Source organism: Sphingopyxis sp. GW247-27LB, from assembly GCF_002277025.1.
Taxonomy (GTDB): Bacteria; Pseudomonadota; Alphaproteobacteria; order Sphingomonadales; family Sphingomonadaceae; genus Sphingopyxis.
The window spans coordinates 213409-230545 of the sequence record NZ_NIWD01000008.1; the positions used below are offsets into that span (position 1 = coordinate 213409).

Here is a 17137-nt window from a genome sequence, read left to right on the forward strand (position 1 = left end):
GTTCCCTCGGGAGCCGCCCATTTTCTTTGGCCCGGCGGCGCGGCTTTGCGGCGCTGGCCCGATGAAAGGAACGATCGGAGTGATTCGCATTCTCTCTCTCGCCGCCCTGTTGGCGGCCGCCCCGGCGGTGTCCTATGCCGCGGCGCCTGAAAAGGCCTCGGCCGACAAGCCCGACGCCGAAAAGAAAATCTGCAAGCGCGAAGTCGCCACCGGCTCGATCATGTCGCGCCGCGTCTGCCACACCAAGGCCGAATGGGACCAGCTCGCCGCGCAGGGCAAGGCCGACCTCGATCGCACGCGCGACATGGAACGCTCGCGCTCGCTCGTCGAAGGCAACCGCTAAGCGGTATCGAACGTCCCGGCCCAAGGGCCGGGACATTCTCTTTTTCGGATGATCAGCCCGGCGTCAGCACGAGCGCTCCGTCGCCCTCGTCGACCCCGACGGTCGACCCGTCCTTCACCTCGCCCTTCAGGATCAGGTCGGCGAGCGGGTCCTGCAAATATTTCTGCACCGCGCGCTTCAGCGGCCGTGCGCCGTAGACCGGATCATAGCCGACCCGGCCGAGCCACGCACGCGCGGCGTCGGTGAGGTCGAGCGTCACCTTGCGGTCGGCGAGCAGCTTCTGCACCCGCGCGACCTGGATATCGACGATCCCGCCCATATGCTGCTGCCCCAGGCGGTGGAACAGCACGATCTCGTCGAGCCGGTTCAGGAACTCGGGCCGGAAATGCGCGCGCACCACCTCCATCACCGCGGGCTCTGCCTGCTCTACCGGCGCGTCGTCGGGAAGCGCGGCGATCGCCTGGCTGCCGAGGTTCGAGGTCAGGATGATCAGCGTATTGGTGAAGTCGACCGTGCGCCCCTGCCCATCGGTCAGCCGTCCGTCGTCGAGCACCTGCAGGAGGATGTTGAACACGTCGCCATGCGCCTTTTCGACCTCGTCGAAGAGGACGACCTGATAAGGGCGCCGCCGCACCGCTTCGGTGAGCGTGCCGCCCTCCTCATAGCCGACATAGCCCGGGGGCGCGCCGACGAGCCGAGCGACGCTGTGCTTTTCCATGAACTCGCTCATGTCGATGCGGACCATCGCATTGTCGTCGTCGAACAGGAAACGCGCGAGCGCCTTGGTGAGTTCGGTCTTGCCGACGCCCGTCGGGCCGAGGAAGAGGAACGAGCCAAGCGGCCGGTTCGGGTCCTGTAGTCCGGCGCGCGCACGGCGCACCGCGGTCGAGACCGCGCGGACGGCCTCGTCCTGGCCGATCACCCGCTGGCCGAGCGTATCCTCCATGCCGAGCAGCTTTTCGCGCTCGCCCTCCATCATCCGGTCGACCGGGATGCCGGTCCATTTGCTGACCACCGCGGCGATATCGTCGGCGGTGACCTCTTCGCGCAGCATCGCGTTGCCCGCCGCGGCTTCGGCGTCGGCGAGCTGTTTTTCGAGACCCGGGATCGTGCCGTAGCTGAGCTCGCCTGCCTTCGCGAGGTCGCCGATGCGTTGGGCCTGATCGAGCGCGCTACGCGCGGCGTCGAGCTGCTCCTTGATCTTCGCCTCGGCGTGGATCTTGTCCTTCTCGGCCTGCCATTTCTGGGTGAGTTCGGCCGACTGCTGTTCGAGGTTGGCGAGGTCGGCCTGGAGCGAGGCCAGCCGGTCCTTCGACGCCGCGTCGCTTTCCTTGCCGAGCGCCGATTCCTCGATCTTCATCTGAATGATGCGGCGGTCGAGGCTCTCGATCTCCTCGGGCTTCGATTCGACCTCCATGCGGATGCGGCTCGCCGCCTCGTCCATCAGGTCGATCGCCTTGTCGGGCAGGAAACGGTCGGAGATATAGCGGTTCGACAGCGTCGCCGCGGCGACGATCGCGCCGTCGGTGATCCGCACGCCGTGGTGCAGCTCGTACTTCTCCTTGAGCCCGCGCAGGATCGAGATCGAATCCTCGACCGTCGGCTCGCCGACGAACACCGGCTGGAAGCGCCGCTGGAGCGCGGGGTCCTTCTCGACATATTTGCGATATTCGTCGAGCGTCGTCGCGCCGATGCAGTGAAGCTCGCCGCGCGCGAGCGCGGGCTTCAAAAGGTTCGAGGCGTCCATCGCGCCCTCGCCCTTGCCCGCGCCGACGAGCGTGTGCATCTCGTCGATGAACAGGATGATCTCGCCCTCGGCGGCCTTGACGTCGTCGAGCACGCCCTTCAGCCGCTCCTCGAACTCGCCGCGATATTTGGCGCCCGCGATCAGCGCGCCCATGTCGAGCGCGAGCAGGCGGCGGTCCTTCAGGCTGTCGGGGACGTCGCCGTTGGCGATGCGCAGCGCGAGGCCCTCGGCGATCGCGGTCTTGCCGACGCCGGGCTCGCCGATCAGCACCGGGTTGTTCTTGGTCCGGCGCGCGAGAATCTGCACGGTGCGGCGGATTTCCTCGTCGCGGCCGATGACCGGATCGAGCTTGCCCGCGCGCGCGACTTCGGTGAGGTCGCGGGCGAATTTCTTGAGCGCTTCGTAGCGATCCTCGGCCGACGCAGTGTCGGCGGTGCGGCCGCCGCGCAGATCGTTGATCGCGCCGTTGAGCGCGTCGGCCTTGACCCCGGCGTCGGCGAAGACCTTGCCGACCGGTGTGGCGGTCGAAAGCACCATCGCGAGCAGCAGCCGCTCGACGGTGACATAGCCGTCGCCGGCTTTCGTGGCGACCTGCTCGGCCTGGTCGAGCAGGCGCACCGCGTCATTATCGAGTCCCGGGGTCGCCTGCGCGCCCGAGCCCGACACCGCGGGCACTTTCGCGAGCAGCGCGTCGATGCCCTGCACGGCGCGCGCGGCATCGCCGCCGCTCTTCGCGATCAGCCCCGCGGCCATGCCTTCATTATCTTCGAGCAGCGCCTTGGCGATATGCTCGGGGCTGATCCGCTGGTGATTCATGCGGATCGCGATCGTCTGCGCCGCCTGCAGGAAGCCCTTGGCGCGATCGGTGAATTTTTCGAGGTTCATGAAGTAAGCCCCTTTCTCGCAACCAGAGATAGTGTTGCCATTTTGCAACACAAGAGCATGGCTTTCCGTGCCGCAAATTTTCCGCCATGAGGCCTGTCGCAAGGCATAATGCAGGAAGTGGGAAAGCGGATGCGCAAATTTTTCGTCGGACTGCTCTTGCTGGTCGCCGCCGCGCTGGTCGGGCTCGCGGTCTGGGAGCCGCTGACCGCGAAGGCGCCCGCCGCGCCAGCCTTTCAGCCGACCGACGTGCGGATCGCGCGCGACGGGTTCGGGGTGCCGCATATCTTCGGCAAGACCGATGCCGATGTCGCCTATGGCGTCGCCTATGCCCATGCCGAGGATGATTTCGCGACGCTGCAGGAGGTGCTCGCGATGACGCGCGGGCGCACCGGCGCGCTGCTCGGCACCGATGGCGCGAAGGTCGATTATGTCGCGGCGCTGCTCGGCGTGCGCGAGACGACCGCGCGCGACTGGCCGCGATTGCCGGGCGACGTGAAGGCGCTGTTCACCGCCTATGCCGCGGGGCTCAACCATTATGCCGACAAGCATCCGGACGAGGTGCGGCTGTCGGGGCTGTTCCCGGTGACCGGCGAGGATGTCGTCGCGGGCTTCGTGCTGCGCTCGCCCTTCTTCTTCGGGCTCGATTCGGTGCTCGGCGAATTGACCGAGGGGCAGCCGCTGGGGCGCGAGGGCGGCCCGGCGATCGACGTCACCGGCAAGGTCGTTCCGCGCTCCGACACGCCGCTGGGGCGCGATCCGGGGTCGAACGGCTCGAATGGGTTTGCTGTCGCGCCGTCGCGCTCGACCGACGGCGCGACCCGGCTCGTCTCCAACTCGCACCAGCCGTGGACCGGCGGGGTCGCCTGGTACGAACTGGTCGTGCATAGCCAGGAGGGATGGGATTTCGCCGGCGCGAACTTCCCCGGCTCGCCTTACCCCTTCCTCGGGCACAATAAATATCTCGGCTGGACCAACACGGTGAACCGGCCCGACCTGATCGACGTCTACCGGCTGACCCTCGACGAGAGCGGTGAGAAATACCGGTTCGACGGCGCGTGGCGGCCGCTCGAAAAGAAGCGGATCTGGCTCAAGGTGAAGTTCGGGCCGTTCGTGCTGCCGGTGCCGCGCACCATCTGGCGATCGGTGCAGGGGCCGGTGATCAAGAACGACAAGGGCGCCTTCGCGATCCGCTATGCGGGGCAGGACCAGGCGAACATGGTCACCCAATATTACCGGCTCAACAAGGCGAAGACTTTCGCCGAGTGGCGCGCCGCGATGGCCGGGCAGGGGGTGCCCGCGACGAACTTCGTCTACGCCGACGCCAAGGGGAATATCGGCCTTTTCTACAATGCGATGTTCCCCGACCGCCAGCCGGGGTTCGACTGGCGCGGGATCGTTCCGGGCGACACCTCGGCCGATCTGTGGACCAAGACGCTGCCCTTCGACCGCGTCCCCGCGCTGGTCAATCCGGCATCGGGCTACGTCATCAACGCGAACAACACGCCGTGGGTCGCGGCGGGGCCGGGCGACGAGCTCGACGCCGCCGCCTTCTCGCCGCTGCTCGGCATCGAGGACGACATGACCAATCGCGCGACGCGGCTGATCGCGCTGTTCGAGGCATCGGGGCAGATCGACGAGGCGCGGCTGAAGGCGATCAAATACGACACCACCTATGCGAGGACGGGCTATGCGAAGGCGTGGATCGACAAGCTGCTCGCGCTCGACACGAAGGGCGATCCGGCGCTTGCCGAGGCGCAGGCGCTGCTGCGCAAATGGGACTGGAACCTCGACGGCAAGGGGCATGGCGACGCGCTCGCGCTGATGGTGCTGCGTCCCGCGGGCGGCGCCCACTATCAGCGCCGCGCCGCGCCCGACCCGCGCACCGTGCTGAAAGAGGTCGTCGCGCATCTGCAGGAGCATTTCGCGGGGCTCGACCCCAAGCTCGGCACGGTGCTGCGGCTGCGCCACGGCGAGGGACCGCATCGCGTCGACCTGCCGCTCGACGGCGGCAACGACACGGTGCGCGCCTCGACCCTGTGGGACGTCGAGCCCGACGGGCGGCTGAAGGTGCGCCACGGCGACAGCTTCATCCTGTTCGTGACCTGGGACAAGGCAGGGCGCGTGCATTCGGAATCGATCCAGCCCTTCGGCGCCGCGACGACGCGCCCGGCGAGCCCGCATTACAACGACCAGGCACCGCTGTTCGTGGCGCATCGGCTGAAGCCGGTGCTGTTCGATCCGGCGGCGCTGAAGGCGAGCGGCGCGCGCTTCTATCGGCCTTGAAAGCCGCAAATCGCTGTCCTAAACCTCTCATACAGTGCCGTCCGGCATCCGCGCCATCCTGCGCGCCTTTTCAAGAGGATCGTCCATGTTCCGTTCCCACCGCTTCGCCCTTGCCCTCGCCGCCTCGACCGCGCTCGTCGCGGCGGGACCCGCGCTCGCCAAGGCGAAGGCCGCCGACCCCGCGCCGATCGCCGAGCTGGTGAAGGCGGTCGACATTCCGTACGAGAGCTTCACCCTCGACAACGGCCTGCGCGTCATCGTGCACGAGGATCACAAGGCCCCCGTCGTCGCGGTGTCGGTCTGGTACCGCGTCGGGTCGAAGAACGAGCCCGCGGGCAAGACGGGCTTCGCGCACCTGTTCGAGCATCTGATGTTCAACGGGTCGGAAAATGCGCCGGGCGATTTCTTCGAGCCGCTGCAGCAGGTCGGCGCGACCGACAGCAACGGCACGACCAACATGGACCGCACCAATTATTTCGAGACGGTGCCGACCGGGGCGCTCGACCGCGCGCTGTTCCTCGAAAGCGACCGCATGGGGCATCTGCTCGGCGCGGTGACGCAAGAAAAGCTCGATAACCAGCGCGGCGTCGTCCAGAACGAAAAGCGCCAGGGCGACAACAATCCCTATGGGCTGCTGCGCTACGAGATTTTCGAGAATCTCTTTCCCTCGGGCCATCCCTATCACCACAGCACCATCGGCTCGATGGCCGACCTCAACACGGCGAGCCTCGCCGACGTGAAGAAATGGTTCACCGACAATTACGGGCCGAACAATGCGGTGCTGGTGCTCGCGGGCGACATCGACGCCGCGACGGCCAAGGCGAAGGTCGGCGAGTGGTTCGGCGACATTCCGCGCGGCCCCGCGGTCGAGATGCCCAAGGTCACGGTGCCGACGCTGCCCGCGCCGCTGGCGAAGGAGGTCAAGGACCTGATCCCGACGACGCGCATCTACCGCATGTGGGCGATCCCGGGGCTCAACGATCCCGAAGCGGTGCCGCTGCAGATGGCGATGGGCGTCCTCGGCGGCCTGTCGAGCTCGCGCCTCGACAATGCGATGGTGCGCAAGGACCCGGTCGCGGTCAGCGTCGCCGCCTATGCGCAGCCGTTCGAGGATGCCGGCATCCTGATCGTCCAGGCCGACGTCAAGGACGGGGTCGATCCCGCGCTGGTCGGCAAGCGGCTCGACGAGGAGATCGCGAAATTCCTGGCGACCGGCCCGACCGCCGACGAACTGCAACGCACCGCCGCGAGCACCCTCGGCGGCACGATTTCGGGGCTCGAATCGGTCGGGGGCTTCGGCGGCAAGGCGGTGACGCTCGCCGAGGGCGCGCTCTATTCGAACGATCCCGCCTATTACAAGACCGAGCTCGACCGGATGGCGCAGGCAACCCCCGAACAGGTGAAGGCGGTCGCGAACAAATGGCTGTCGCGCCCGGCCTTTTCGCTGACCTACACGCCCGGTGAGCGCACCGAGGGCGGCGAGGCGCGCGGCGGCGCGGTCACCGCGGGCAAGATCGCGGAAGCGGTCCAGCCCGACCGCTATTGGAACCCGGCGCTCGGCGACGTCGGCCCCGACACGGGTGTCGGCGCGGCGAGCTCGATCGCCGACCGGTCGCAGATGCCCGCGGTCGCCGACTTGAAGGCGCTCGATTTCCCGGCGATCGAGCGCACGACGCTCAAGAACGGGATCGAGGTCGTGTTCGCGCGGCGCGACACGGTGCCGACGGTCCAGGTCGCGGTCAGCTTCGACGCCGGCTATGCCGCCGATCCGCACAAGGCGCTCGGCACCCAGTCGCTGATGCTCAGCCTGATGGACGAAGGCACGACGAGCCTCGATTCGATCGCCTTCGCCGAGGCCAAGGAGCGGCTCGGCGCGCAGATCGACGGGTCGGCGAACGCCGACGAGACGATCTTCAGCCTGTTCGCGCTGAAACCCAACCTCCGCGCGTCGCTCGGGCTGCTCGCCGACTATATCCGCAACCCCGCCTTCGACGCGAAGGAGCTCGAGCGCGTGCGTGCGCAGCAGCTCAACCGGCTGAAGGCCGAGCTCAACAACCCGAGCGCGATCGCGGCGCGGGTGCTGCGCCCGGTGCTCTATGGCGCCGACCACCCCTACGGCATTCCGCCTTCGGGCCTCGGCAACGCCGACGCGGTCAAGGCGGCGACGCGCGATCAGCTTGCGGCGTTCCACGCGACGTGGATTCGCCCCGACAATGCGCGCGTCTTCGTCGTCGGCGACACGACCCTGGCCGAGGTGAAGAAGGAGCTCGACGCGACGCTGGGCGCGTGGAAGGCCCCGTCGACGCCGAAGCCCGCGAAGCATTTCGAGGTCGCGATTCCCGCGCCCAAGCCGCGCATCCTGCTCGTCGACCGGCCGAAATCGCCGCAATCGGTCATCATGGCGGGCAAGGTGCTCGACGCCAAGGGCAGCGATCATCTCGAGATCCTGCGTTCGGCGAACGACATCTTCGGCGGCAATTTCCTGTCGCGCTTCAACATGAACCTGCGCGAGACCAAGGGCTGGTCCTATGGCGTGCGCTCGCAGGTGTCGGCCGACAAGCAGCGGCTGACCTGGGTTGCGATCGCGCCGGTGCAGGCCGACCGCACCGGCGATTCGATCAAGGAATTCCGCAGCGACCTGACCGCCTATCTCGGCGACAAGGGCACCACCGCGGAGGAACTGCAGCGCACCATCAACGGCAGCGTGCGCGAACTTCCCGGCAGCTTCGAGACGTCGGGCGATGTGCTCGGCGGCTTGCGCTCGATCGTCAAGTTCGACCGTCCCGACGATTATTACGAGAAGCTGCCCGCGACCTACGAGGCGATGACCGCGCCCGAGATCGACGCCGCGGCGCGGAAGGCGCTGAGCGTCGACGATCTCGTCTATGTCGTCGTCGGCGACGCGGCGACGGTGAAACCGCAGCTTGACGGATTGGGTTTGCCGGTGGAAATAGCGACACCAGCTAATTAACATCAGTTTCAGTAGGAGGGATTCGATGGCCCAAGTCGACGGCAGCTACGAGTGCATCACCAAATCGCCAATGGGCGACCAGAAGTCGGTCTTCACCGTGAAGAGCGACGGCGACAGCTTCACCGGCCAGAACGCGGGGGCGATGGGGTCGCTCGACGTCGAGAATGGCAAGGTCGACGGCAACTCGCTCACCTGGACGATGAACATGAAGGTGCCGATGCCGATGACGCTCGAATGCGAAGCGACGATCGACGGCGACGCGCTGACCGGCACGATCAAGGCCGGACCCTTCGGTTCGATGGCGATGACGGGAACGCGCCAGGGCTGATCGCCCGGCAGGTTCAGGGATCGGGGCCGTCCGTTGCGAAAGCGACGGGCGGCCTCTTTTCATTGGGTGGTCGCGTTGCCCATCGAATGTTCGCTTTGGAGTGATTTGAGCCATTCCCCTCCCTTTTAGGGAGGGGTTAGGGGTGGGTGCGCGAGCGGAGCGAGCCCACGAAAGAACGCCGCCTTCGGCGGCTACCCACCCCCAGCCCCTCCCTAGAAGGGAGGGGAGAAGGTATGGCCGCTACCGGCCGCCTTTCGCCATTCCCGTCGCTCGTCGAAAAGCATTTGGCGTCCGTCGCCGGACGTTCGATAGTCGGCGCCGAACTATAGCGTTCGGAAAAACGGGGAAAATCATGCAGAAATCCAAGCTGTCGGCCTCGCTGGCCGTGCTCGCGCTGGTCCTGGCGGGCGTGCCGCTGTCGGCCGCTGCCGCGGACGAGCCCGCCGCCGCTTCGTCCAAGGCCGCGGCGATCGCCGACACGGTCGCGGCGATCGACATTCCCTATGAGCAGTTCACGCTCGATAACGGGCTGACCGTGCTCGTCCACACCGACCGCAAGGCGCCGATCGTCGGGGTCACCACCTATTATCGCGTCGGATCGAAGAACGAGCCCAAGGGCAAGACGGGCTTCGCGCATCTGTTCGAGCATTTGATGTTCGGCGGCAGCGAGAATGTGCCCAATTTCGACGAGCCGCTCGAGGCCGCGGGGTCGACCCCGACCAACGGATCGACCTGGCTCGACCGCACCAACTATGTCGAGACGGTGCCGACCGGCGCGCTCGACCTCGCGCTGTTCATGGAAAGCGACCGCATGGGGCATCTGCTCGGCGCGGTGACGCAGGAGAAGCTCGACCAGCAGCGCGGCGTCGTCCAGAACGAGAAGCGGCAGGGCGACAACCAGCCATATGCGATCGTCGAATATGAAGCGCAGGACGCGCTCTTCCCGGTCGGGCACCCTTATCGCCACTCGACGATCGGCTCGATGGCCGATCTCAACTCCGCCAGCCTGGCCGACGTCAAGAAATGGTTCACCGACAATTACGGGCCGAACAACGCGGTGCTGGTGCTCGCGGGCGACATCGACGCCGCGACCGCGAAGCCCAAGGTCGAGCGCTGGTTCGGCGACATTCCGGCGGGGCCGCCGATCGCGGCGGTCGAGGCGCCGGTGCCGACGCTGAGCGCGCCGTTCGCGAAGACGATCACCGATCAGGTCGCGACGACGCGGCTCTATCGCAACTGGGCGGTGCCGGGGCTCAACGACCCGAGCTACCCGGCGCTCGCGACCGGCATGTATATCCTCGGCGGGCTCGCGAGTTCGCGGCTCGACAATCTGCTGGTGCGCAAGGAGCAGCTCGCGGTCGCCGTTACCGCCTATCTGATGCCCTTCCAGCACGCGTCGATGGTGCAAAGCTATATCGACGTGAAGCCGGGGGTAGACGTCGCCAAGGCCGAAGCGCGCTATGACGCGATCCTCGCCGATTTCATCGCCAAGGGACCGACGCAGGCCGAACTCGACCGCGCGGTCGCGAGCCTCGTGTCGGCGCAGGTCGGGCAGCTCGAGCAGGTCGGCGGCTTCGGCGGCAAGGGCGCGACGCTCGCCGAAGGCCTCGTCTTTTCGGGCAATCCCGAGAAATACAAGCAGGACCTCGCGGCGTTGACCGCGCTGACTCCCGCCGCGGTGCAGGGCGCGATGCAGAAATGGCTGACCCGGCCCGTCGCCGCGATCCGCGTCGACCCGGGCGAGCGCACCGAGGGCGGCGAGAACCGCGGCGGCTGGGAAAAGGCGGGCAGCCCGCGCATCGGCTATTATCGCGGCGCCGATGCGGATGAAGCGACGCCGGCGGCCGCGCCCGCGACGCCGGCGGCGGCCGCGAAGCGCAGCTTTCCCCCGGTCGAACCCGTCGGCAGCTTCGATTTTCCCGCGATCGAGCGCGCGACGCTCGCCAACGGCATCCCGGTCTATTTCGCGAAGCGCAGCGCGGTGCCCAAGGTGACGGTGTCGCTCAGCTTCGACGCGGGCTTCGCCGCCGACGCGCCCGATGCGCGCGGCACGCAGAGCTTCATGGCGGCGATGCTCGAGGAGGGTACGAAGAGCCGCGACGCGATCGCCATCGCCGAGGAGCAGGAACGGCTCGGCGCGAGCATCAACGTCAGCGCGGGGCTCGATTCGACGACCGTGTCGCTCGACACGCTGACGAGCAATCTGGCGCCGTCGCTGGCGCTGATGGCCGATATCGTGCGCGCGCCCGCCTTCGCCCCGGCCGAGGTCGAGCGCGTGCGCGGCCAGCGGCTGGCGGGAATCGCGCAGGAAGAGAATAGCCCGATGGTGCTCGCGATGCGCACGCTGCCGCCCCTGCTCTATGGCCCCGGCCATCCCTATGGCGCGCCGCTGACCGGCACCGGCAGCCGCGACGTCGTCGCGCGGCTGACCCCCGCCGACCTCGCGGCGGCGCACGCCGCCTCCTTCCGTCCGGACAAGGCGCGGATCATCGTCGTCGGCGACGTCGACGAGGCGGCGGCCGTCGCGGCACTCGACGGCGCGTTCGGCCAATGGGTTCCGCCGGCGACGCCCGCGGCGCAAAAGGACCTGAGCGTCGCGATCCCCGCGGCGCGCCAGCGCATCGTGCTGATCGACCGGCCCGGCGCGCCGCAGTCGGTGATCGCGGCGGGACAGGTGCTGCCCGAGACGGGCAAGGACAGGAACGAGGTGCTCCAGGCGTCGAACGAGATCCTCGGCAACGGCTTTCTGTCGCGGCTCAACATGAACCTGCGCGAGACCAAGGGCTGGTCCTATGGCGTGCGCAGCACGATCCAGGAAACCGAAGGGCCGATGCCGCATATCGTCCGCGCGCCCGTCCAGAGCGACCGCACCGGCGACGCGATCGCCGAGATGCTGCGCGAGATGCGCGACTATCCGGCGACGCGCGGCGCGACGCCGGTCGAGGTCAACCGGATCAAGGAAGGCAATATCCGCGGCCTGCCCAACCGGTTCGAGACGCGCGGGCAGATCGCGGGCGGGATCGACGAGATCGTCCGCTTTGGCCGGCCCGACGATTATTACGAGACGCTGCCGGCGATCTATGGCGCGCTGACCGCGGCGACGCTGAACGCCGCGGCGGCGAAGGAGCTGCAGCCCGGCCATCTCGTCATCGTCGTCGTCGGCGATGCCAAGACGGTGAAGCCGCAACTCGCCAAGCTGGGGCTGCCGGTCGAGGAGATGGCGGCGCCGAAGGAGTAGGTCGCGCCCAGGCGCGCATAGCTATGCCCGGCTGACCGACGGAGCCGGCACTGGTCAAAGCGGCCGGCTCCGTCCATAGGGATGCTGCAATGCACAATCCCGCGATTCCTTCCGACGACCAGCGCGCCCGCCTGCCCGGCGCTCGCGAGATGGTGTTCATGATGGCGATGGTGATGGCGCTCAACGCGCTCGCCATCGATTCGATGCTGCCCGCGCTGCCGGCGATCGGCGACGCGCTGGGGGTCACGGTCGCGAACGACCGGCAATATGTGATCTCGACCTATCTGCTCGGCATCGGCGTGGGTTCGCTCTTCTATGGGCCGCTGTCCGACCGTTTCGGGCGCAAGGGGGTGCTGGTGCCGGCGCTCTTCGCCTATGTCGCCTTCTCGATCGGCTGCGGGCTCGCGAACAGCTTTCCGCTGCTCCTCGCGCTGCGCTTCGGGCACGGGATGATCAGCGCGGCGCTCGGCGTGATCGTCGTCGCGGTGATCCGCGACCTCTTCTCGGGCGATGCGATGGCGAAGCGGCTGTCGATGATCTTCCTCGTCTTCATGATCGTGCCGGCGATCGCGCCGACGATGGGGGCGGGGGTCACCGCCCTTGCCAACTGGCGCGCGATCTTCATCGTGCTCGCGGTGATGGGAGTGGTCATGCTGCTGTGGCTGCGGCGGCTGCCCGAGACGCTCGACCCCGCCGACGTGCGACCGCTCGATGCGCGGACGATGATCGCGGGCTGGGCGACGGTGACGCGGCATCGCCGCGCCGCGGGCTATATGTTCGCGTCGGCGATGATGCAGGCCGCGCTCTACGGCTATCTCAACAGCAGCGAACAGATCATCGCCGAGGTGTTCGGGGCGCAAAGCTGGTTCCCGCTCGTCTTCGCCTGCGTCGCGGCGGGGATCGCGATCGCCAATTTCTCGAACGCCGCGATCGTCGAGCGCTTCGGCGCGCGGCGCGTGTCGCAGAGCGCGACCTTCGCCTTCATGGCGACCTCGATCGTGCAGATCGCCGTCGCGCTGAGCGGCGCCGAGACCTTGTGGATGTTCACCGCGCTGATGATGGTCAACGTCGGGCTGATTGGCTTCATCGGCAGCAACTTCGGGTCGATCGCGATGGAGGATTTCGGCCATATGGCCGGCGTCGCCTCCTCCTATCAAAGCTTTGCCAAGACGCTGCTCGCCGCGGCGATCGGCGCGCTGATCGGCCAGCAATATGACGGCTCGACGCTGCCGCTCGCCTATGCCTTCCTGATTTCGGGGGGCGTCGGGCTGGCGCTCGTCTTCTGGGCCGAGCGCGGCAAGCTCTTCACCCGGCCGGGCACGGCACCGAAAAGCCCCTATTGACGGACAAAGAAAAGGGGGCCGGAGCCCCCTTTTCCTATTCGGCGATCGGCGGCACCGGCTGCGGCGGCGCATCGGGATCGTCCTCGTGCACCTCGATGATGCCGCGCCCGACATGGCTGCGGCGGTAGCCGTAGAGGAAGTAGATGACCAGGCCGACGACGCCCCAGATCGGGAGCACCAGCTTGGCGTCGATCGGCAGGTTCCAGAACAGAAACACGCAGCCGAAGGCCGCCACGGGCGCGACCACCCAGACGAGCGGCGTGCGGAACGGGCGATGCCGTTTCGGATCCTTGATGCGCAGCGCCAATACCGCGATCGACACCATCAGGAAGGCGAACAGCGTTCCCGAGTTCGAGATGTCGGCGAGCTGGCCGACGGGCAGCAGCGCGGCGGCGATCGCGACGAAGATACCGGTGATCAGCGTGACGATGTGCGGCGTCTTCCATTTCGGATGAACCGTGGCGAGCTTTTCGGGGAGCAAGCCATCGCGCGCCATGACGAAGAAGATGCGCGTCTGGCCGAACAACATCATCAGGATGACCGATGGAAGCGCCAGATTGGCGGCAAGGCCGATGAGGTCGCCGGCACGGGTATAGTTGATCGACCGCAACACATGCGCGAGCGCCTCGTTCGAGCAGACCAGTGGCTCGCTGCCCTTGGCGGCGAGCGCCGCGCATTCGCGCGCGAATTCGGCGGTTCCCGGCTGCACCCCGAGCGCGGTGGGCTGCGCGCCCATCGCGCCGATCGCCGCCGCTGCAACGAGCAGATAGAAGACGGTGCAGATGGCGAGACTGCCGATCAGCCCGATCGGCACGTTGCGCTGTGGATTCTTGGTCTCCTCCGCGGCGGTCGAAACCGCGTCGAAGCCGACATAGGCGAAGAAGATCGATGCGGCTGCACCGACGATGCCGAGACCCGAGGTTCCCGCCGGGCCGAACCAGCCGTTCGGCGCGAAGGGCGCGAAATGCTCGCGGTCGAGGACCGGCAGCGCGAGAATGATAAACATGGTGAGCGCGGCGACCTTGATCGCCACCAGAAAGGCGTTGACGGTCGCGCTTTCCTTGGTTCCGATCATCAGTAGCCAGGTCACCGCGAGCGCGACGAAGATCGCCGGCACGTTGATGAAGCCGGTGCTGAAATCGGCAACGGGGATGAAGCCGTTCAGCGACCAGGTCGGCCCAGCTTGTAACATCGTTGGTAACTCGAATCCTGTCAGACTCTTGACCAGCCCCATGAAATAGCCGGACCAGCCGACGGATACGGCGCTCGCCGCCACCGCATATTCGAGGATCAGTGCCCAGCCGACCATCCAGGCGAGCAATTCGCCGACGACCGAATAGGTGTAAGTGTAGGCCGATCCCGATACGGGCACCATCGAAGCGAGTTCGGAATAGCAGAGCGCCGCGACCGCGCACACCGCACCCGCGATGACGAAGCTCCACATCATGCCCGGCCCGGCCTTTTGCGCCGCTGCGGCGGTGAGGACGAAAATCCCGGTGCCGATGATGGCGCCGACCCCGAGCAGAGTCAGCTGGACTGCACCGAGCGACCGGTGCAGCGATTTCTTCTCGGCCGTGGCCAAGATGGCGTCGAGTGATTTGACGCGACCAAATATCATAGAAACATCCCCTTGTCGGGCGGCCTTGCGCGGGCGCCCTCTCCTGGCGGCGCAGACTAGCCGCTCCTTCGGTCAGCGCAACTTAATTTCGTGACGAAAGCCATAACCGCCGCGCCGCGCGAACCGCGCTTACCGTACCGTAAAGCGCACCCGGTCGATCGTCCGCCCGCCCGGGTCGACGAGTGCGAGGACGTGGCTGCCCGGCTGCGGCACGATCTGCAGGCCGGCGTCGGCGTCGCCGGCGAGCCGCTTGTCGAGGATCAGCCGGTGCCCCGCGACGGCGCCGCTGACCGTCACCGCGAGCCGCTGGCGATCCCCCGGAATGTCGGGGTCGATCGCATAGACGCTGCCGCTGACCGGGCTGGTGATGCGCGGGCGGCGGGCGGCGGCGGGGGCGGCCGCCATCTCGGTTTGCGCGGTGCCGCGCACGAAATATTCGCGCCGCGGCGGCTCGCGGGTGCCGGGAAGCGCGATCCGCCGCGCCTCGACGCCGCCCGGCATCGCGGGCGGCTTGCCCGGATGGCCGGCGTGGAGCGCCATCATGACGTCACGCCATACCGGCGCGGCGCCCGATGTGCCCGAGACGGCGCGCATCGAATCGCCCTCGAGATTGCCGACCCAGACAGCGACGGTGTAGCGGTCGGACCAGCCGATGCACCAATTGTCGCGCATGCCTTTCGACGTCCCGGTCTTCGCCGCGGCCCAGAAGGGCAGGCGCAGCGCGCTGTCGGCGCCGAAGGCGTCGGCGCGGGCGGTGGCGTCGGCGAGGATGTCGCCGACGATGAAGGCGGCGGCGGGGCTCACGATCTGGCGCGTCTCGTCCGCATCCTCGCCGATCAGGAAATGGACGGGCGACCAGCGGCCCTGATTGGCGAAGGTGCGAAAGGCATTGGCCTGTTCGACCAGGCTGACCTCGGCCGAGCCGAGCGCGAGGCTGAAGCCGTAATAATCGCCGTCCTCGACAAGGCCGTGATAGCCGAGCGCCCAGAGGCGGTCGCGGAATTCCTGGACGTCGTCGATGACGAGCGTGCGCACCGCGGGGACGTTCAAGGAACTGGCGAGCGCCTGGCGCACGCTGACGGGACCCTTGAAGCTGTGGTCGTAATTCTTGGGCACATAGAGGCCCGAGGCGGTGTCGAGCTGAACCGGGCTGTCGTCGAGGATCGATGCCGCGGTGAGCCAGCCGCGCTCGATCACCTGTGCGTAGAGGTGCGGTTTGAGCGTCGAGCCAGCCTGGCGCATCGCATTGGCGCCGTCGACCGCCGCGGCGGTCGATTTGAGCCCGACGCCGCCGACATAGGCGAGCACCTCGCCGCTCGCATTGTCGAGCACGACGACCGCGCCGTCGCGCACCCGGCCGGCGCCGAGCCCGGCGAGCTGGCGGCGCATCGCCTGGATCGCGAGGATCTGGATGCGGCGGTCGATCGTCGTCGTGACGCGCTTGCCGGGCTTATCGAGGAGGCGGGTCGCGAGGTGCGGCGCGAGCGCGGGGTCGAGCCGCGCGGCGCGCTCGCCCGAGACGAGCGTCGCGGCGGCGGCGCGGATGGCGCCGCAATCCTTCGCGTGGGCGATGCGGCACGCGCGGTCGCCGAGCGCCTTCGCGCCCGCCGCCGGGTTGGGGAGGAGCCCGGCGAACAGCGCGGCATCGGTGCGGCTCATCTCGGCGGGGCGCTTGCCGAACAGGCTGTTCGCGCCGGCTCCGATCCCCTGCGCCTCGCCGCGCAGCGGCACGAGGTTGAAATAGGCCTCGAGCATCTGTTCGTGGGTCCAGTGCGCCGCGAGCGCCTGCCCCGCGCGCATCTGCCGCAGCTTGGCGAGCCAGCCGCGCTGGCCGGGCTGCGCGAGCTCGGGCGCGAGGAAGGCGGCGAGCTGCATGGGCAGCGTCGAGGCGCCGCGCGAGCGGCCGCCGGTCCCCCCCATCGTCAGGCGCGCGCGCACCGCCGCCGCGATCGCGAGCCAGTCGACCCCGCCGTGCGCCCAGAAGCGGCGGTCCTCGGCGCGCACCACCGCGCTGCGCACCGCGGGGCTGATGTCCTTCAGCGGCACCCAGGCGAGGCGGCGGCGTTCGAAATCGATGCGCTCGGTATCAAGCAGCCGTCCGTCGCGGTCGTAGAGCCACGCCTCGCTGGGCTTCCACGCTGCGCGCACGTCGGCGTAGGCGGACATCGCCGGTGGTTTCGTGACGAGATGCGCGGCGGTGGCCATGATCAGCGCCGCGAGCGCGACCCAGGCGACGGCGTCGAAGAGGCGGAATCGGCGCTGCTGCTGGACCATCTGATAGAGCGATAATTCCGTTGCGGATGTCACAATAAGCCCCTCCCCTTCAGGGGAGGGGTCGGGGGTGGGGTCCATCGGCCTTGCGCAAGGCCGATGGACCCCAC

At 67.9% G+C, this 17137-nt stretch carries 9 protein-coding genes; 6 read left to right on the forward strand and 3 right to left on the reverse strand.

Annotation, left to right across the window (positions count from 1 at the left end; all coding sequences use genetic code 11):
- Positions 1-79 precede the first annotated feature (79 nt).
- Entirely contained in the window at positions 80-343 is a 264-nt protein-coding gene (locus CD928_RS08650; RefSeq protein ID WP_141237125.1) for a hypothetical protein, read from the forward strand.
- A 52-nt stretch (positions 344-395) separates the two neighbouring features.
- Here the strand turns inward: CD928_RS08650 and clpB are convergent, their stop codons facing one another.
- Positions 396-2975, reverse strand: coding sequence for an ATP-dependent chaperone ClpB (gene clpB / locus CD928_RS08655; protein WP_095386700.1), 2580 nt, complete (start codon positions 2973-2975; stop codon positions 396-398).
- 129 nt (positions 2976-3104) lie between these two features.
- Between clpB and CD928_RS08660 the strand changes: the two genes are divergently transcribed.
- The 5 genes from CD928_RS08660 (at position 3105) to CD928_RS08680 (ending at position 13138) form a co-directional block, all read left to right on the forward strand.
- The gene (locus CD928_RS08660; protein ID WP_095386701.1) at positions 3105-5258 is read left to right on the forward strand and encodes an acylase; all 2154 of its coding nucleotides are present in this window, start codon (positions 3105-3107) and stop codon (positions 5256-5258) included.
- An 85-nt stretch (positions 5259-5343) separates the two neighbouring features.
- Positions 5344-8229: a pitrilysin family protein gene (locus CD928_RS08665; protein WP_095386702.1), complete on the forward strand. Its 2886-nt coding sequence runs from the start codon at positions 5344-5346 to the stop codon at positions 8227-8229.
- 25 nt (positions 8230-8254) lie between these two features.
- Positions 8255-8557 carry a hypothetical protein gene (locus tag CD928_RS08670; RefSeq protein ID WP_095386703.1) on the forward strand — a complete coding sequence of 101 codons (303 nt, stop codon included), beginning with the start codon at positions 8255-8257 and terminating at the stop codon, positions 8555-8557.
- 352 nt (positions 8558-8909) lie between these two features.
- Positions 8910-11795 (forward strand): pitrilysin family protein, encoded by a 2886-nt coding sequence (locus tag CD928_RS08675; RefSeq protein WP_095386704.1) that lies wholly within the window; start codon positions 8910-8912, stop codon positions 11793-11795.
- Positions 11796-11884: 89 nt separating this feature from the next.
- Complete coding sequence (locus tag CD928_RS08680) at positions 11885-13138, forward strand: multidrug effflux MFS transporter (RefSeq protein ID WP_095386705.1); 1254 nt, start codon at positions 11885-11887, stop codon at positions 13136-13138.
- Positions 13139-13172: 34 nt separating this feature from the next.
- Here the strand turns inward: CD928_RS08680 and CD928_RS08685 are convergent, their stop codons facing one another.
- Both CD928_RS08685 and pbpC read right to left on the reverse strand, forming a co-directional pair.
- Positions 13173-14756 (reverse strand): amino acid permease, encoded by a 1584-nt coding sequence (locus tag CD928_RS08685; protein ID WP_095386706.1) that lies wholly within the window; start codon positions 14754-14756, stop codon positions 13173-13175.
- A gap of 129 nt (positions 14757-14885) precedes the next feature.
- Positions 14886-16961 (reverse strand): penicillin-binding protein 1C, encoded by a 2076-nt coding sequence (pbpC, locus tag CD928_RS08690; protein ID WP_255247142.1) that lies wholly within the window; start codon positions 16959-16961, stop codon positions 14886-14888.
- Positions 16962-17137 lie beyond the last annotated feature (176 nt).